The following is an 18,587-nucleotide window of genomic DNA, read 5'->3' on the forward strand; positions in this document are numbered from 1 at the left end:
ACAAGCTGAGTATTGGACAAAAAAATAGTTGCTGCAAGAATTTTTTGAATTCTTACAGCAACTATTTAAAATACATATTATTCGGAACGCAATGCCGTCGCAGCATCTTTTTTAGCTGCCATGCGGGCTGGAATGTGACCACCTAAGACCGTTAAGACGGTACTAATGATAATCAAGACAATCCCATGAACCGGATTCAAATGAGCCACATTGTTTAGCCCCGTGATATTACTTAAAATAGCATTGGCTGGGAAGGTTAAGCCCCAAGCAATGACCACGCCAAGCACCCCGGAAGCCACCCCTAGAATGGTCGTTTCAGCATCGAAGACGCGCGTAATATCTTTCTTCCGCGCACCTAAGGCCTTCAAGATCCCGATTTCCTTCGTCCGTTCAAGCACTGACGTATACGTAATAATCGCAATCATAATCATACTAGTGACCAACGAGATTCCGGCAAAGGCGACTAAAACATACGTAATAGCGTCCATCAAGCCACCGGTTAAGCTCGACACAGTCCCTGCTAAATCCGTATAAACAACTTTATCAGCCTTGGATTTGCCCTTATTGTATTTATCCAAATAACTGAGTAACTTGTCCTTATTCTTGAAATTATTTGGATAGATTAGGATACTAGCTGGCGTTTTCGACCCGCCTAAAGTACTAACTAATGTCTTTTTAGTGTCTGAATCAATCTTAGTCCCAGTCATGACATTAGTATCACTTTGTTTTTGCGCTTTGACAATAGCAGAGTTCTCATTAGTTTTAATGATACTTTGCGTTAATTTGTCACTGTAAGCAATCCCGGATGCTAAGACATTATCAGAATCCTTGGTCTTAGCCCGTAAAACGCCGACAACTTTAATCGTTTGATTGGCTGACTTATTGTATAACGCATTATTAACGGTTTGTGGTAAATAATTACCAGTCGGTAGCTTTTGATAGTAATCATCATTAGCAACCACCTTAATTGTCGTCCCAATAATCTGTTTAAAATTAAATTTCTGCCCAGCTTTAGCCGTATATCCTAAGTTTTTTAAGGCATTAATATTAGTCGTATTATCACGGTTCGCAATCAAGACCACTTCATTGGCCTTCGTTGGATATTGACCAGAGACAACGGCATAATGCTTCTTTAAGAAGCTATTTTGGCCTTGCTTATCAGTTGGATAAACCGATGTGCTAACGCCAGTCATACTTGACATGGCAGCCGTCATTGACGTAGTGTTCGAACTGGCCGTATTGGAAAAACTAACGGCCTTCGTCTTCCCATCAACTTGGCGTAATAAGTTCATTCCAGTTGAATAAGTATAAGTGATATTCTTACTCAAACTAGGTTTGATATTCTTAATATAGGTCAAATAGTTGGTCGTTAACTTGTTCGTATGCGTTGATTTATCCGCTTGACTCACTTTAGCGGTAACGCCGGTTGAATTTTTAGCGGTTTTAATCTTATCAGAAGCTGCCGTTTGTTGTGATGCCACTTGTGAAATCGTGATTGGCATTTGGGCCAACGTGTTCGTCTGGGTCTTATTCACTTGTTTCTGGAAACCGTTGGATAACGCTAAAACAACCGCAATGCCAATAATCCCAATGCTGGATGCAAAGGCAGTCAAAGCCGTCCGGCCTTTTTTAGTCCGAATATTGGTGAAAGATAGCTTTAGCGCCGTCCAATACGTCATTTTAGTCTTTTTCAAATCAAACGTGTCATTGGCGTCAGCTTCTTCGTACGGATTGGTATCATTTTGAATCTTACCGTCCGCAAACTCGATAATCCGATTCGCATATTCTTTTGCCAAATCAGGATTATGCGTCACCATGATGACTAATCGCTCAGCCGAGAGTTCTTGGATTAAGGCCATAATCTGAACACTGGTCTCAGTATCCAACGCCCCGGTTGGTTCATCACACAACAAGATTTCAGGATCATTGGCAATCGCCCGCGCAATTGCGACTCGTTGCATCTGCCCACCAGATAATTGATTTGGCCGCTTATTCATGTGAGGCCCTAAACCGACCCGTTCTAAGGCTTGGGTGGCCTTCGCCTTTTTCTCAGCATTACCCACCCCACTTAACGTCATGCCCATTTCCACATTATCTAAAATGCTTAAATGACCGATAATATTGTAACTTTGGAAGATAAACCCTACCGAGTTATTCCGATAAGCATCCCAATCACTAGCCTTAAAGTCCTGAGTTGACTTACCCTTGATGATCAAATCCCCAGAATCGTAAACATCTAGACCACCGATACCATTCAGCATCGTCGTCTTTCCAGAACCACTTGGTCCCAAAATTGCGACAAATTCTTTTTGACGGAAGGCGACTGAAACGTCATCCAACGCTTTGGTGACCGAATCACCAACGTGGTAATACTTCTTAATATGTTTTAGCTCTAACATTTAGTTTAAATCCTTCCCTTTTCAACCCAGTCCCAATAACCGCTTGTGTTAACTAACTTTACCTTTTATCCCTTGAAATTTAAATCGGCTTAACTAGATAAACCCATACCGCTATTATACCGATATGTTTGCCCGTCTGAAAAGGATTGAGGTTGAATTCTTAAAATAAATTTATATTTGGTCTGGTCAACTGCATAGTAGTAAACTCAGTCGTTGACAAGTGTAAACAATCGTTGTATGCTAGCTTCATTGATTACAAACGTAAACATAAGGAGTGTTCAATTATGACTAACAGCATCGTCACCTTAGTAACTGTCATTTTAATTAGCTTTATTGTTTGGTGGTTCTTCGGCAAGCATCAAACCAAACAAATTACAGCGGCCATGACAGATCACCAACAGGCCGTCAGTGTAGAAGTCAACGGGGGCTACACCCCCAGTACGGTCGTGCTAAAGCAAGGTGTGCCCGCCGAAATCCAATTCAATCGTAAAGACCCCTCAACTTGTCTAGAACAAGTGGTCTTCCCCGATTTTGGGATTAATCAGTTTCTACCTAAGAACCAGTCAGCTGCCATTAAGATTGATACTTCTAAAGCCGGCGAGTACGACTACGCTTGTGGTATGAATATGTTTCATGGCAAAGTCATTATCAAATAAGGAGTGCTAACTATGACTAAAAAAGAACAGATTATTACCATTACCGTCGACGGGGGTTATCAACCCGCGACCGTCACTTTGAAACAAGGTATCCCAGCAACCCTCATCTTTAACCGGATTAGTGATGTCGGGTGCTTGAACCAAGTGATCTTACCTGGTTCAGATCACAAACATGACTTACCGCTAAATGCGCCCCAAGCATTTACACTTGATACGACTCACGTCGGCACAACCGAATTCAGCTGTGGCATGCGTATGGTGCACGGACAGGTGGTGATCCAGCCATGAGTATTAAAAATCGATTTGTCTTTTCATTAGTGGTCTCGTTACCAATGTTAATTGAAATGATCCTCAGTCCCTGGGGAATCACCCTCCCAGGGCATGCTTGGACCATGTTCTTACTGACAACCGCAGTGATGTTAGTCGCAGGTGGCCCATTTTTACAAAGTGCTTGGGCGGCCTTTAAACACCATCATGCCAATATGGATACCTTAGTTGCAGTCGGCACGGTGACGGCTTACCTTTACAGTATTTACGCCATGCTTAATCATCAGGCGGTCTTCTTCGAAAGTGCTGCTTTCGTCGTAACATTCATTTTACTTGGACAATACTTCGAAGATAAGATGAAGCATTCGGCCTCTGGCGCCGTTGAAAAGTTGCTCGATTTACAAGCCAAAGACGCCGAGGTCCTCCGGGCGGGACAATTGGTTAAAGTTCCGCTAACAGCGGTCGTCGTTGGCGATTTAATCCAAGTTAAACCCGGCCAAAAGATTGCGGTCGATGGCGTGATTACAACCGGTAATTCAACGATTGATGAATCCATGGTTACTGGTGAAAGTATGCCGGTGACTAAAAGCGTCGGCGACCAAGTCATTGGTGCGACGATGAATACAACTGGTACTTTTAGATTTAAAGCTAGCAAAGTTGGTAACGACACGTTACTGTCGCAAATTGTTGAAATGGTCAAAAAAGCCCAAACTAGTCATGCGCCAATTCAAAAAACGGTTGATAAAATCGCTGATATTTTCGTACCAACGGTTTTAATCATTGCAATCCTGACCTTTTTCACGTGGTATGTTCTCCTAGGTGCTAGCGCGGTCAACGCCATGTTATTTGCTGTTTCGGTCATTATTATTGCTTGTCCTTGCGCACTTGGTATTGCCACCCCGACCGCTTTAATGGTTGGAACTGGTCGCAGTGCCAAAATGGGTATTTTAATTAAAAACGGTGAAGTTCTAGAAGCTGCTAATACCATTAAAACCGTAGTCTTCGACAAAACCGGTACCATCACTATGGGCCAACCCCAAGTGACTGACATCATTGGCAATCAACCGCTGGTGTTACAAGTGGCGGCCCAACTAGAAGTCACTTCTGAACATCCCTTGGCTGCGGCCATCTTAGCCCGAGCGAAAGCTGACGGTCTGTCGCCGCAACCAGCAACTGATTTTCAAGCCATTCAAGGTAAAGGGGTTCAAGCTAAGATTGGCGACCAAGCCGCCTTTATTGGCAACACGAAACTTTTAAATGACTATCAATTGACGAAATCACTTAGTCAACAGATGATTCAATTACAAAGCGAAGCTAAAACCGTAGTCATGGTTGGCTTGGCCGGTCAAATTATTGGTTTAATTGCCATTCAAGATCAACCCAAACCAAGTTCGGCAACCGCGATTGCCGCCTTAAAACACCAAGGCTTACACACCGTAATGTTAACCGGTGATAATGAGCGGGTGGCGCAAGCCATTGCGCAACAAGTTGGCATTGACGATGTGATTGCGGACGTTTTACCTGGTGACAAAGCTGACCACGTTAAAGCACTACAAGCGACTGGCGCAGTTGCTTTTGTTGGCGACGGTATCAATGACGCCCCCGCACTAACGACAGCCGATGTTGGGATTGCGATGGGTTCCGGGACGGATATTGCCATCGAATCTGGCGGCATTGTCTTAGTCAAGAATGATTTACAAGACGTGGTTCGGGCCCTTGAAATTAGTCGTAAGACTTTTAATCGCATCAGGCTCAATCTATTCTGGGCTTTCATCTACAATACTTTAGGGATTCCGGTAGCTGCAGGCCTCTTCTTCAGCCTAGGCTTGAGTTTAAGCCCCGAACTAGCCGGTCTGGGTATGGCATTGAGTTCCTTATCAGTCGTTGCAAGTTCCCTACTATTAAACCAGGCCCATTTAACGACAACACCGCAGGAGGCTTAACCATGGCAGATAAATTTTTCACAAAAAAAACTGGCATCACGATTTTAGCCGCTTTGATTTGGATTGGCATTGCGACAGGTGGTGGCATCCTATTGACGCAACTATTTGGTCATTAATCCTAAAAAAAGCACTTCGGATTTACGATAATTGTCGTAAATCCGAAGTGTTTTAATTTAGTGCTAGCTTAATTCAAGTTCAAATTAAGTTGTTTTTAAGCCTTTAAGAGCTTGGTAACTGCTGTTTTCAGCTGGTCATCATCCATGTTCATATAAGGCGCTACTTCGTCAGCAGTTTTATCCGTATCATGAGTATCCGCATCCATAAAGTGATTCCAAATCGCATCACGAACTGGCAACGTGGCGTCACTCCAATTAAATACATCCTTCATTGATTCGTCTAAAAGACTCGTTTTTTCAACATCTGTAGCCATCAAAAACAACTTCCTTTCTAACTTGGTACACCTTTAGTATAGTCCGGATTGTTAAAATAGTTCAGATTTTGCTCGCAGATTTAACTCAAATTGGCTTAAATAACGTCATGGCTTTTTAATTAGCTTAGCTTTCAAATCCAAGTAGCCGTTAGCCTTGTTGATAGATAGCTTCTAAGCCAGCAATATCCGCCGTTGACAAGGTCGTTTTACCTTGGCTATAAGGATACATCACTGAACTAGTCGCTGAACTGTGATCCAAGCCCAAAGCATGGCCGAGTTCATGAACCGCAACGGCGTCACTATACGACTGCGAATAATCAGCATTCAGACTCGCACTAGCTTTATTCTGGATTTTCTTCCCACGCCAATCAATCCGTTGAACAATTTCCGGCCCCCCATGGCCTAGTTCAATACTCGAATGATTAGTGGGCATTTTTTTATGATAACTTGAGAAAGTAATTTGGTTACGGCCGACTGGTGCGGTCCCAGCGACTAAGTGCACAATTCCAGTTTTATTATAGGTAGCAATTGCATCCTCAAAGACTTGTCGACCGGCCGCGGATAGCTTATTATCAAAATGATAGTAGTAAGTTGATGATAAGGTCACATCTTTAACAATCGATTCCGTGGGTGTCACTTTCATCTCAGCATTTGACGTATTAGTTTTAGCAGTTTCCGCCTCTGTTTGGGCATGCTGCTTTTCATTATGACTGGCATTGGCTGCTTTAGTTGCAGCTGTCCAAGCCGTCGTTATTTGATCCTGATAATAGGTAGTGGCCGCCATGACGGCCGTTCGATTTTGAAATCCCCATACTATTGCAATAATTAGGACCAATGATCCGAACAACCGTTTAAAAAATTTCACTTTGGATACCCCTTTACTACTGTTGACTGTTCAAACGAACATGACATAACTTTAGATTATATTTATAACATAAATTTATAACACAAACAAATCAACTTCAAGTAAAAAAAACCAAATAAAAGCAAGAAATCGCTTTTAATTTGGGTTTTTATAGTTAAAAAGCCTTAGATTTTAATATCCAAGGCTTTTACTCAATATAAATTAAAATTATATTACATTTGTTTTGATGGCTGGTAAAACATACATTTTTTACCAGCCGTTCAGGCTAACTCAATCATGAATAAGTTAATAATTGACTCCAACCACATACCGACTTATTTTAAGCCTAAAGTTAAAAAACTTTCAATTTCAGCGACCGACTCTTTTGGAAATTGAAACAACGCACCATGTCCGGCATCTGGATAAATAGTTAATTGACTATTAGGGATATATTGCGTTAACGCCGTGGCATTCTCGACTGGCACCATAATGTCACTATCGCCATGCATAATTAAAGTTGGCTGCGTGATTGTCTCAAGTGGTTCACGATGACTAGCTCCCCACTGCCTGATAGCTTTTAATTGATTCAAATAGCTCAGCAATCCTATCGCTTTGTCTCGATTAGTTCGTCGTAATTTTAATCGTTTTAAATATTCAGTTGCGCGTTGTTGACCATTGGGCGTCGCTGTGAAAAATAAATATCGCTTAATATCTTTGAAAGTTAAACCAGCTCGAAGGATTGATAGATTGGTAATCTTAGCGATTTCAGTGATTCCTGGGCCGCCCTGGGGACCAGTGCTAACCAAGATTAATTTTTTTATCAGTCCCGGATAGGTCAATCCAATTGCTTGGGCAACCATACCGCCCATTGATAAACCCAAGATATTAACAGGCGCTAAATTTAAGGCATCAATAAATACCACACAAGCCGTCGCCATTTCGGCCATCGTGCTGGGTGTTTTCCCACCCGACAATCCAATCCCGCTACCATCGAAAACAATCACCCTGAATTTTTGTGCCAAGCCATCAATAATTTCAGGATCCCAATTATCTAAGTTAGCTGATAAATGAGGTAGTAATACTAAAGGCTCACCCTCCTGTGGACCTAATGCACGATAAGCAATCTGATTGCCTCTGGTATCTGCTACAAATGAATTTGGTGTATCAATATAAGTCATGTTGTCACCTATCTTTCTATATTTAATAACCCACTGCGCCAAATTACCTTTCTAAGTTACTTTTTTTATATTTTGTAACTATAGTAAACTTTTAAGCAACCGAAATCAATGATTACAACCAAAAAAAATCATCACAATTTACAGTCAATAGTTAACTTTTTTCTAATGATTAATTTTGACGATGGTTGTAAACTAATAAATGACTAATTAAATCTAATTGGACGGTTGAAAGAAGGAAATCATCATCACCTATTCAGAATTCGGACCAAGCGTAGGTATCATTTGGATTGTTCAATTAATGGTGGCCTGTTTTTTCATCGTCGGCTATCTGGCAGACTCAACTCGCGTTTGGAATATCGCATTTCATGCCAATTATGCAACCGAACGCCAACACCGTGTAAACCGTATCTTATTAACGGTGATGGCCCTAACAGTCGGTGGCATCTTGCACTTCACAGGCTATATCATGGGACCCAACGCAATGTTATTCCATAATCTTAGTTTATTTGTCTTGGTTCTATCCTTATTAGACGACGGCATTAACTTAGGCGAATACTTATTGCGTAGTATCGGTGTGTTTACCATCTTCATCATGCATAATACGGATTATTTCTATCGCCCTGAATTCTTTTTGGGCCTCTTATTTTTCATAACCATGGTTATCGTAGTCCGACGGCATGCCGCTAAAATTCATTACAGCGCTGTCAACTTCACCGGCTTAATGCTGACAACCGGTCTGGCCTTGTGGCTCACGATTCCAGTGCATTCTGGCGGCATGTTAGTGACTAATTCACTGCGAATTGAAGCTATTTTAATGTTCAGTATCATGACATTATTTACCTTTCATTATCAAAAAGATGTTCACGAAAAAACCATCGAAAATCGTCGCATTGAAAAAATGGCCAGCTATGACGTCCTAACTAACACGAAGAATTACGCTGAATACCAACAAGAAATCGTTGGTTTGTTCAATACCGCAACGAAAAACAACGACCCCTTAACGCTCGTTCAATTTGACATTGATCATTTCAAACAAGTCAACGATACCTATGGTCATTTAGCTGGCAATGCGGTGTTGGTCCGCGTGGCTAAAGTGATGAATGCCGTCCTGCGTAATGAACAACTTAATTACCAACTCTATCGAACCGGTGGGGAAGAATTCACCCTCGCCATGCCTAATCAGGTGCCAAACGATGTATTAGCAGCCGTAAAAAAGGGCTGGGATACCATTCGTAAAACCGAATTTGATTACGAAGGTCATCACATCAAAGTAACGATTTCCATCGGCATCACCCAACTAGTTGCGACCGATCAAACGATTGATGATACATATCGGCGCGCTGATGAAAATCTGTATCAATCAAAACACGCTGGTCGTGATGCGATTACCGTTGAAGGTAAAACTGTCATCCAAGCGCGTCAGTCTAAAGAATTAGTTGCTTTATATGCCTTCTTCATGCAAAAGATTGTCACCATGCCTGATTTCACTGATTATCGGCACGAATTGCTACTCCGAATTTATGATAGTAAAAATGAACAATGGATCTTACCGGATTCATTTGAAATCACGGTGGCGACCCAGATTGCCTTAATGCAACACGCCATGCGAATTAACGATGAACGTTGTATCAGCTTAAACCTGACCTTGGCTCAATTTACTGACCCAAAGGTTGCCCAACAATTAGCCGCTTTTAAGCAGGAAACCGATGGTCCGGATTCATTTACCGTTGAACTAACCGAAGTGCCAACGGTGGCCATCTTCAAAAAGATTAGCCGGATTTACCAAGCCGCAGACATTAAAATCGAACTTGATGACGTTGGCTCTGATAACACTTACGATACTATTGAACCCCTCTTGCCCTATGCGGATGGCTTGAAATTTGCCATGCAGAATTTCCGACAAACTCATCAACCGACTGCTCAAATGGCTGATCAGATTCGGTTCTGGTATGCTTTAGCGAAAAAAAATAACCTGACCTTTATTTTGGAAGGCATTGAAAGTCAAGCAGACTTAACCATTGTCAAAGAACTTGGCATTCAATATGTTCAAGGCTATTACTTTGGTCAACCTGAACTCCCCCGCATCTAACACACCAATCGACCTGTTTCAATTAAGGTCGATTTTTTTGTGACCATTAACTGGCCGCTGAACAGGGTTTTGTCATCGCTCAGCAAAAGCGGTATCATTTAAGAAAGCGTTTTCTTTGACGTATACAGGTCGCTTATGTTACGTTTAGCTCACGATAATTGTTCGCCAATTAATTGTAAACAATTAAAGTTTTAGCCTTTATTGATTCATACTAATTCAAGGTCAGGAAGTGAATAAAAATGACGGAGCATTACATTATGGCGATTGATGAAGGAACCACTAGCACCCGGGCCATCATCTTCGACCATGCCGGTCATCAAGTTGCAGATTCGCAACGTGAGTTTTCACAATATTTCCCAAAACCAGGTTGGGTTGAACACAATGCCAACGAAATCTGGAATGCGGTTTTATCCACCATCGCCAACGTCTTCATCAGTTCAGGCATCAAGCCCAGTCAGATTAGTGGGATTGGTATCACCAATCAACGGGAAACAACTATTGTTTGGGACAAAAAAACCGGACTCCCCATTCACAATGCCATCGTCTGGCAATCTCGCCAAACAGCGACAATTGCCGAACAGCTCATTACTGATGGTCATGGCGAGCTCATTCACAAGCATACCGGTTTAGTAACAGACGCCTATTTCTCAGCCACCAAAATTCGTTGGATTTTAGATCATGTTGAAGGGGCCCAAGCTCGCGCCGAAAATGGCGATTTACTATTTGGAACTATCGATACTTGGATTGTCTGGAAGTTAACTGGCGGTGCGACTCATGTCACCGATTACTCGAACGCGAGTCGGACCATGCTGTTTAACATTCATGACTTAACTTGGGATGACGAAATTCTCAGCCTATTGAATATTCCCAAGGTCATGCTACCAGAGGTCCGAACGAACTCTGAAATTTACGGCCATACCAAAGATTATCATTTTTTCGGTTCCGAAATCCCCATTAGTGGGATGGCAGGCGATCAACAGGCGGCTTTGTTTGGTCAACTCGCATTCGAACCTGGTACCGTTAAGAACACCTATGGCACTGGTGCCTTTATCGTCATGAACACTGGTGAGGAGCCGCAAATCTCTGATAATAATTTGTTAACGACGATTGCCTATGGGATTAACGGCAAGGTCTATTATGCTTTAGAAGGCTCGATTTTCGTCGCTGGGTCGGCCATTCAATGGCTCCGTGATGGCATTCGCTTAGTCGACAGTGCACCCGATTCTGAAAAAGCGGCGCGGGCATCGCATAATAATAACGAGGTCTACGTCGTGCCTGCTTTCACCGGTCTGGGCGCGCCTTATTGGGATTCTGATGCCCGTGGTTCCGTTTTTGGCTTAACCCGCGGAACCACCCGTGAAGATTTCGTCAAAGCCACCTTACAAGCTTTGGCCTACCAGACCCGCGATGTTGTTGAAACGATGCGCGTTGATACTGGGCTTGAAATTCCAACGCTAAAAGTTGATGGTGGTGCGTCACGTAATGACTGGCTAATGCAATTTCAAGCCGATATTTTAGACACCGAATTAGTCCGGGCTGCTGATCTTGAAACAACTGCGCTTGGCGCCGCTTTCTTAGCTGGACTCAGCGTTGGCTATTGGAAAGATTTAGCTGAACTAAAAAAATCCTATCAACCGGGCACCACTTTCAAACCGGCAATGTCAAAACCAGAACGTGACAATCTTTACGCTGGTTGGCATGCAGCGGTCAAAGCGACGCAACTGTTCAAACACGACCCATACCACGAAACGGATTAAGGGAGGAACTATCATGGCTTTTTCAGCAACGACTCGCAAACAAAATATTGACCGACTTCAAAATGAAACTTTGGATTTATTAGTGATTGGCGGTGGGATTACTGGTGCCGGGGTCGCCATTCAGGCCAGTGCGATGAATATGCATACCGGCCTCATTGAAATGCAAGACTTCGCGGCGGGAACCTCATCACGCTCTACCAAGCTGGTTCACGGTGGCATTCGCTACCTCAAAACCTTTGACGTTAGTGTGGTCGCTGACACTGTAAAAGAACGGGCAGTTGTCCAGGGAATTGCGCCACACATTCCAACGCCTGACCCAATGTTGTTACCAATCTATGCAGAACCAGGCGCAACCTTTGACCTCTTCTCCGTTAAAGTGGCGATGGATTTATATGATAAGTTAGCGGATGTCACTGATCCAAAATATACTAACTATACGTTATCCCCCGAAGAAGTCTTACAACGTGAACCTCAATTAAACCCTAAAAACTTAGTTGGCGGCGGGGTTTATCTCGACTATCGTAATAACGACGCTCGGCTAGTCATTGAAAACATCAAAAAGGCGCATGAAAATGGTGGTATTATGGCTAGTCACGTTAAAGCCATTGGTTTTATTCACGATGACCAAGGCCAACTCATCGGTGTTAAAGCGCAAGACATGCTGACTGGCAACGAATTTACGATTCATGCTCATGTCATCATCAACACGACTGGTCCATGGTCCGATACGGTACGTGAATATGCCACAGAACCCGACTTCAAACCACAGATGCGTCCAACCAAAGGCGTTCACCTCGTTGTCGATTCTGCTAAATTACCGGTACCACAGCCCACTTACTTTGACTCCGGCGATCAAGACGGCCGTATGATTTTCGTGGTTCCTCGTGAAAATAAGACTTACTTTGGCACAACTGATACAGATTACCATGGTGACTTTCAACATCCGACGGTTACCCAAGCCGACGTTGATTACTTACTTGGTATTATCAATGCCCGCTACCCTAGTGCTAACTTAACTTTAGCTGATATTGAAGCTAGTTGGGCCGGATTACGACCACTAATCGCCGCCAATGGGAGTTCTGATTACAATGGCGGAAACTCCGGTAAGCTTAGTGATAAGAGCTTCAACCGCGTCATTGCGGCTGTCGATCAATTCGAAAATCAACAAGCTAGTCGGGCTGATGTTGAAGCGGTCCTAAACGACTTAGAAAGTGCCTTAGCAGAAAATAAGTTGAATCCGTCTGCGGTCTCTCGTGGTAGCGCTTTAACGAGTAGTCCCGATGGCTTACTCACCTTAGCCGGCGGTAAATTAACCGATTATCGAAAAATGGCTGCCGGGGCGATGGCGTTAGTGACGCGCTTACTCGCAACTAAGTTCAACCAGCGTTTCAGTCCCATTAATTCAAAGAATCTGCCGGTATCCGGGGGCGATATTGATCCACATAACGTCGAAGCAACCCTCGCCTTTTACGCCAAACAAGGTATCGACAACGGCTTAACAGAAGCAGCAGCACTCCGGATTGCACAATTATATGGGTCCAACGCCGCCCGTGTCTTTAGCTTAATTGGTAAAATTGAGCCAACCCATGGACTGAGCTTAGCCGAAACCATCAGTTTACACTACGCTTTAGATGAAGAAATGACGCTTTCACCGGTTGACTATTTGCTCCGCCGAACGAATCATCTATTATTCATGCGTGATAGTATCGACAACATTAAGACTGGTGTCATTGACACCCTCGGCGATTATTTAGACTGGGATGCAGCCACCAAGCAGGCGCAAACCGATCAACTTAATCAAGTCATTGCAGAATCCGACCTGGCTGCTTTAAAGCAACGTTAGGATGAGGTGAGTAATCATGAAAGATCCACTGATTTTTCAATTATTAGGTGAATTTCTAGGTACCTTTATCTTGATTCTACTGGGCGACGGCGTGGTAGCTGGCGTTTCACTGAATAAATCGAAAGCGCAAGGTGCTGGTTGGATCGCGATTGCCCTTGGTTGGGGGCTTGCTGTTACCATTGGGGTTTACTGTTCAAGCTTTCTCAGCCCGGCCCATCTGAATCCTGCCGTATCCTTAGGGATGGCCGTTGCCGGTCTATTTCCTTGGCAATTTGTCTTACCTTACACGGTAGCCCAAATTGCCGGGGGCCTGCTAGGGGGAATTGTCGTTTGGCTCCACTACTATCCCCATTGGCAAGCAACTGATGACGCCACCGCCATTTTAGGAATCTTCGCCACTGGTCCTGGCATCCGTAACTATTTCTGGAACTTTATCAGCGAAGTCATCGGTACCTTTGTCCTCGTCTTTGGCCTTTTAGCTTTTACCAAAGGTCAGTTCACTGCGGGGCTTAATCCAATGGTGGTCGGGCTTTTAATTACCGCAATCGGGCTCTCCTTAGGTGGGACGACCGGTTACGCAATTAATCCGGCTCGAGACTTAGGGCCACGGATTGCGCACGCTATCCTCCCCATCGCCAACAAAGGAACTTCTGATTGGGCCTATAGCTGGGTGCCAATCGTTGGCCCACTAGCTGGAGGCTTGTTAGGCGCTGGCTTGTTCGCACTACTACCTTAAAATTTAGCAAAAAAAATAATTGTTTCAAGAAATTATAAAATTCCTGAAACAATTATTTTCTTTTGTCATTAAGGATGCCAAGCTCGTTCTACTTTCATATTATTGTTCGCAAACTAGTTTGCCTTAACCGTCAAGGCGGCTAGAGTTGTTTGATAGGTATTCAGTTTACTCTGAACAATCTTTAAATTATTGTTTAACACCGTTGTTTCGTCCAAAATATCAGCTTTATGTTGTGCCATAATTTCAAAGCGCTCTTGTAAGGTCGCATCGCCACCAGGGATGAGGTCGATATAATGTTTGATGGCTTTCAATGGCATCCCCGTCTTGCGAAAACAAGTAATCAAGCGGACAACGTCCACACTTTCCTCATCAAATTGCCGCACATTATTCTCATCACGTTGAATCCCGGGAATCAACTCACGACTATCATAATAACGGATACTATAAGCCGATACACCGGTTAATTGACTCACTTGCTGAATCGTATAACTCATTGCTGGCCCTCCTTAATTAAGCTAATTTACTTTAATTATACGCATGGATAACACTAAAATGCTAGCAATTTATCTGCTGTTAAGGGCACAAAAAATGAACGACCAGCTTGGTTTAATGCAACCATTGGTCGTTCATTTTTTAACTTTTAGCTAATAAGTTTTTCAAAATTAGTTTGATACAATTTAGTTTGATCTGCCGCCGTTAAATTCAAAGCGGCGATGGCAGTCACGATTTCGTCGGTCGCACCATTGGGCGCACTGCCAAATGGCGCATCCGTGCCGAACATAACATGCTCAATCCCATAATAAGCCAATGTTAAACGTAAGGCTGGTGTATTGCCAAGTAAAGCTGTATCGACATAAAACTTTTTGAAATCAGCTGCTTGTTCAGCAGATAAAATATGTTCAATTCGTCCGGCAAAATATGGCACCATCGCACCCGCATGGTGCACAATAACTTTAAGCTGCGGATATGTTTGGAAAAAGCCCTGCGTAACCATGGCATACATGGTCTGAGTAAGTTCGTATTCCCAACTAAACGTGATATTATTAGCGGGCTTAGTTGTGTCAAAAACGGGATGTAGCCAAATCGGTAGCTTTAAGGCCGCTAATTGTTCAAAAATTGGCCGATAAGCCGGATCTGTTAATGGTTTGCCTAACGCCGTCGTGAACAATTGCACGCCTAACAAGTTCGGATCGGTAGCAATTTGCTCTGCCAAAATTGTCACGGCCGCCGCAACATTATTCATCGGCAGCATGCCAACTGCACCACGATACGTCGCCGGTTCTGCCGCAGCAATTGCACTCAACTCACGATTACCTAACCGGCATAGTTCCGCAGCCCGTTCCGGGTCAAAAAAGTCCTCAGGATTTAAGTTCGCCATCGAAATAACTTGGCGCACATCCGCTCGCACCCCGGCTTGATGTACTGCCAAATCTGTTAACGCCGGATTCTTTAAAAAAGGATAGGCGGTTAAATCCACTGATTCAGCTAAAAAAGCCTGATAAAACTTCGGGGTTAAGACGTGAGCAAAAACATCCGTTTTCAACATAATTTAGCACTCCTCTATTTCAATTAATTAAACCACGCAGGTTGGTCACCATCAGTATTCGGCTGATTCAAACCAACACTTGCGCGTAAATAGGTGTTCGGGGTCGCAATCAACTTTAAGATAAAGTCAGCCACACTAGCACGTGAAACTTCGGTACCTTTAAAGGCCGTTCCTTTGTCAGTTAATTCATAATCAATCGCTGGCTTATCACTTAACCAAGCGGGCCGTAACATCGTGTAAGCCAGTGGTGAGGCTTCGATTAGCGCCGCGGCTTTACGAAAGCCCGGTAAAAAGTCTGCAATCATGGTTTCGTTCCAAGCACCAAAAGCACCGGGAACTTCATGATAGACGCCCAATGAGTTAATAAAGATTAACCGTTGCTGCTTAGTCGCAGTCATCGCAGCTAAGATACTAGCCGTTTGATCAGCCAGATTACGACCCCCAACATTAGAATACACCAAATCAACACCAATCATGGCATTTTCTAACGCGGCGGTATCTAAAACATCCCCATCAATTAACGTCACGCGTGAATTATCTTGATATTGATTGAGTCGGGCGGCATTTCTTAGAAATAAGACTAACTCATGATTTGTTTCAGCCAATAAGCGTTTAATAGCGAGTTGTGCCGTTTTACCATAAGCGCCGATAATTAAAATTTTTGTCATTTTTAAAAACCTCCATGTTTAAATCTTGGCTTCACTATACTGCTTATAACCGACTCTAAGGCAAGCCTTAAAACTGCATTTTTTATCTAATTATTACTGATTGCGGTATTATTAAACTAAATTAACCATCTAGAAAGTAGGTTTACTATGAACTTCAACTTGTGGGGCACGCCCCGAGCCATCACCCAACGCATGCAGGAACGTAAGATTTCATGGGTCGAATTATTTTCAGACTTAGTGTTCGTTGTGATTATCCATAGTCTCGTTACTGAATTGGCGGCGAACTTTTCACTGTCAGGCTTTGCTAGCTTTACGCTCGTTTTCCTCTTTATCTTTAATAGTTGGAATAATTCCGTCTTGTTTTTTGATTTACATGGCCGCCAAAATTTACGGATGGTCGTCTTTGCCATTCTACAAATCATCACCATTAGTTTTGTGGCCCTTTTTATTCCGAACTTTTTTGAACACGACTTCAAATTATTCGCCTTAGCCTACTTTGTGAATCAAGCCTTGTGGCTCTATTTATGGGGGTCCACTATTCGCTTTGACCCGGCGCACAAATTAACCGCCATGCCCTATGTGACCGCCTATAGTCTGGGTGAGTTATTACTAATTGCTGTGTTTTTTGTGACCCAACCAGCTTGGCAATTAACCTTACTGATCGTGGCCCTGGGGTTATTTTTAGAAATTTTACTGCTCGAGCAAGGTCGCTTTAACCAAGAATTCAAACAGCGCCAGATTCCATTTGCCTTATCGAGTGCCCTCCTTGAACGTTATGGCTTATTCACAATGATTATTCTCGGTGAATCACTTGCCGGCCTAATTGAAAAAATTAGCGAACATCAAAGTGGCTATCATTATTTATTATTTTTAAGTCTAATGCTGGGCGTTGTCGGCATGTGGTATGTGTATTATTCCCTTATGGATGATCTACAAGTAACCGGCACCGCTTATTGGCAACTTTCGGTTTTTCGGGGCCTACATGCGGCCTTTATCTTAGTCTTAACATTGCAGGCCTTCTTCCTCGATCAATTGGCAACGTCACACCTCGAAATCATGCGTGTGGGGTTCGTTGCGTCAATTGTGGCAGCGTTATGGCTCTTAATCTTGATGATTAATTATGACCACCAACCAGAACAAGTTAAAAATAGCTGGGCCTTAGGTATCGCCAGTCTCTTAATCATGCTCACCTTGCTGCTGCCTACCTTGGCGATGATTTTGGTAGTCAGCCTGTTACTGATTGCAGTTGGCCTGCATAAAGAAATTCTGAAAGTTCGCATCGCCACCCACGATTAACTAAAAGATGAGGTCTTTCCTATTGAAAATTCGTCATGAAAACGTGCAACCGATTCCCAGATTGCCTTTTAAGTACTACGAACACGATCCCCTAACTTCTATTGCTGTTGCACCACATTGGCACCAGGGAATTGAGCTTAATTATTTGGTCGCCGGGGCTACGCTAAAAGTCGTCACTGATGGAAAAACGACTGAATATCACCCTGGAGATTTATGGGCTATCAATCGCCGGGTCGTCCATAGTACGACCGGCATCGCCACCGCTAATTGGCGTGAATTTGGCCTAATTATTGACGATGATTTTTTACAAACGCAATTGCCGGCTAGTGAGAATTGGCAGCTGGCCTTAAATGGTCCACTGGCTGAAAAGGAACATCCAGCCGCTTACGCTGCTATTCAGCAGGACCTAATGACAATTCATGATAATCTCACCACCGGCCTAACTGACTTATCACGACTCACTATTTTGAGTCATTTTTATGACTTGTTACATGCCTTAGCCACTGCCTTTAATCGACCAACTAATCCCAATGCAATTAATCCTAACTTGAATTTGGTCGATCAAGTCATGACCCAGATTAACCATGATTATGCCCAACCGATTACGGGGGCCACTTTAGCAGCGACTTATCACGTTTCACTGACCACTTTGAATCAGCAGTTTAATACCAATCTACAACTTTCGGTGAACCGCTATTTACGACTCATTCGGCTAATGAACGCTCGCCGCTTGCTCTTAGAAACCGACCGTAAGATTGATTACATTGCCGCTAGCTGTGGCTTTAGTAATCGTAAAACCCTTAACCGTAATTTTCAGACTTGGAAAGGCTGCACACCGACTGCCTATCGACAAGCCTACACAAAATATCATCAAATTGACGCTAACTGCCTCTAAAAATGTCCCTTTTAACCCATCAAAACGTGCTAAGCTACCC

Annotated in this window: 16 protein-coding genes; 9 read left to right on the forward strand and 7 right to left on the reverse strand. The window is 43.3% G+C overall.

The features are described 5' to 3' along the window. Positions 1–77: 77 nt before the first annotated feature. The gene (locus tag C5Z25_RS05085) at positions 78–2,399 is read right to left on the reverse strand and encodes an ABC transporter ATP-binding protein/permease (protein ID WP_105451643.1); all 2,322 of its coding nucleotides are present in this window, start codon (positions 2,397–2,399) and stop codon (positions 78–80) included. 284 nt (positions 2,400–2,683) lie between these two features. On the opposite strand from C5Z25_RS05085, the gene C5Z25_RS05090 reads away from it, so the two are divergent. Genes C5Z25_RS05090 through C5Z25_RS05100 form a run of 3 tightly spaced genes read left to right on the forward strand, consistent with a single transcriptional unit; the run spans position 2,684 to position 5,265 of the window. Next, positions 2,684–3,055 carry a cupredoxin domain-containing protein gene (locus C5Z25_RS05090; protein ID WP_199774930.1) on the forward strand — a complete coding sequence of 124 codons (372 nt, stop codon included), beginning with the start codon at positions 2,684–2,686 and terminating at the stop codon, positions 3,053–3,055. Positions 3,056–3,067: 12 nt separating this feature from the next. Continuing rightward, on the forward strand, positions 3,068–3,343 hold the full coding sequence (locus tag C5Z25_RS05095; RefSeq protein WP_105451644.1) for a cupredoxin domain-containing protein: 276 nt from the start codon (positions 3,068–3,070) through the stop codon (positions 3,341–3,343). Further along, on the forward strand, positions 3,340–5,265 hold the full coding sequence (locus C5Z25_RS05100; RefSeq protein WP_105451645.1) for a copper-translocating P-type ATPase: 1,926 nt from the start codon (positions 3,340–3,342) through the stop codon (positions 5,263–5,265). Before C5Z25_RS05095 ends, C5Z25_RS05100 begins: the two co-directional genes overlap by 4 nt. Positions 5,266–5,476: 211 nt before the next feature. On the opposite strand, the gene C5Z25_RS05105 is transcribed toward C5Z25_RS05100, so the two are convergent. The 3 genes from C5Z25_RS05105 to C5Z25_RS05115 all read right to left on the reverse strand — a co-directional run bounded on the left by C5Z25_RS05105 (position 5,477) and on the right by C5Z25_RS05115 (position 7,717). Beyond that, the gene (locus tag C5Z25_RS05105) at positions 5,477–5,695 is read right to left on the reverse strand and encodes a P8 family protein (protein WP_105451646.1); all 219 of its coding nucleotides are present in this window, start codon (positions 5,693–5,695) and stop codon (positions 5,477–5,479) included. Between the two features lie 148 nt (positions 5,696–5,843). Further along, the gene (locus tag C5Z25_RS05110; protein WP_234002784.1) at positions 5,844–6,560 is read right to left on the reverse strand and encodes a matrixin family metalloprotease; all 717 of its coding nucleotides are present in this window, start codon (positions 6,558–6,560) and stop codon (positions 5,844–5,846) included. 314 nt (positions 6,561–6,874) lie between these two features. After that, positions 6,875–7,717, reverse strand: coding sequence for an alpha/beta fold hydrolase (locus tag C5Z25_RS05115; protein ID WP_105451647.1), 843 nt, complete (start codon positions 7,715–7,717; stop codon positions 6,875–6,877). A gap of 298 nt (positions 7,718–8,015) precedes the next feature. On the opposite strand from C5Z25_RS05115, the gene C5Z25_RS05120 reads away from it, so the two are divergent. The 4 genes from C5Z25_RS05120 to C5Z25_RS05135 all read left to right on the forward strand — a co-directional run bounded on the left by C5Z25_RS05120 (position 8,016) and on the right by C5Z25_RS05135 (position 14,142). Beyond that, positions 8,016–9,806: a GGDEF domain-containing protein gene (locus tag C5Z25_RS05120; RefSeq protein WP_105451648.1), complete on the forward strand. Its 1,791-nt coding sequence runs from the start codon at positions 8,016–8,018 to the stop codon at positions 9,804–9,806. Positions 9,807–10,045: 239 nt separating this feature from the next. Beyond that, positions 10,046–11,563 (forward strand): glycerol kinase GlpK, encoded by a 1,518-nt coding sequence (gene glpK / locus C5Z25_RS05125; RefSeq protein WP_105451649.1) that lies wholly within the window; start codon positions 10,046–10,048, stop codon positions 11,561–11,563. A 13-nt stretch (positions 11,564–11,576) separates the two neighbouring features. Beyond that, positions 11,577–13,406 (forward strand): type 1 glycerol-3-phosphate oxidase, encoded by a 1,830-nt coding sequence (gene glpO / locus C5Z25_RS05130; RefSeq protein ID WP_105451650.1) that lies wholly within the window; start codon positions 11,577–11,579, stop codon positions 13,404–13,406. 16 nt (positions 13,407–13,422) lie between these two features. Then, a complete protein-coding gene (locus C5Z25_RS05135; RefSeq protein ID WP_199774931.1) occupies positions 13,423–14,142 on the forward strand; it encodes an MIP/aquaporin family protein in 720 nt (239 codons plus the stop codon). A 113-nt stretch (positions 14,143–14,255) separates the two neighbouring features. On the opposite strand, the gene C5Z25_RS05140 is transcribed toward C5Z25_RS05135, so the two are convergent. The 3 genes from C5Z25_RS05140 to C5Z25_RS05150 form a co-directional block, all read right to left on the reverse strand. Beyond that, positions 14,256–14,636: a MerR family transcriptional regulator gene (locus tag C5Z25_RS05140; RefSeq protein WP_105451652.1), complete on the reverse strand. Its 381-nt coding sequence runs from the start codon at positions 14,634–14,636 to the stop codon at positions 14,256–14,258. A gap of 146 nt (positions 14,637–14,782) precedes the next feature. Next, positions 14,783–15,688 (reverse strand): amidohydrolase family protein, encoded by a 906-nt coding sequence (locus C5Z25_RS05145; RefSeq protein WP_105451653.1) that lies wholly within the window; start codon positions 15,686–15,688, stop codon positions 14,783–14,785. A 23-nt stretch (positions 15,689–15,711) separates the two neighbouring features. Further along, positions 15,712–16,356 (reverse strand): SDR family oxidoreductase, encoded by a 645-nt coding sequence (locus C5Z25_RS05150; protein WP_105451654.1) that lies wholly within the window; start codon positions 16,354–16,356, stop codon positions 15,712–15,714. A 147-nt stretch (positions 16,357–16,503) separates the two neighbouring features. Between C5Z25_RS05150 and C5Z25_RS05155 the strand changes: the two genes are divergently transcribed. Both C5Z25_RS05155 and C5Z25_RS05160 read left to right on the forward strand, forming a co-directional pair. Continuing rightward, positions 16,504–17,652: a low temperature requirement protein A gene (locus C5Z25_RS05155; protein WP_105451655.1), complete on the forward strand. Its 1,149-nt coding sequence runs from the start codon at positions 16,504–16,506 to the stop codon at positions 17,650–17,652. 22 nt (positions 17,653–17,674) lie between these two features. Further along, the gene (locus tag C5Z25_RS05160) at positions 17,675–18,547 is read left to right on the forward strand and encodes an AraC family transcriptional regulator (RefSeq protein ID WP_105451656.1); all 873 of its coding nucleotides are present in this window, start codon (positions 17,675–17,677) and stop codon (positions 18,545–18,547) included. Positions 18,548–18,587: the final 40 nt, after the last annotated feature.

Origin of the sequence: Lactobacillus sp. CBA3605, assembly GCF_002970915.1 — a bacterium.
Taxonomy (GTDB): Bacteria; Bacillota; Bacilli; order Lactobacillales; family Lactobacillaceae; genus Lactiplantibacillus.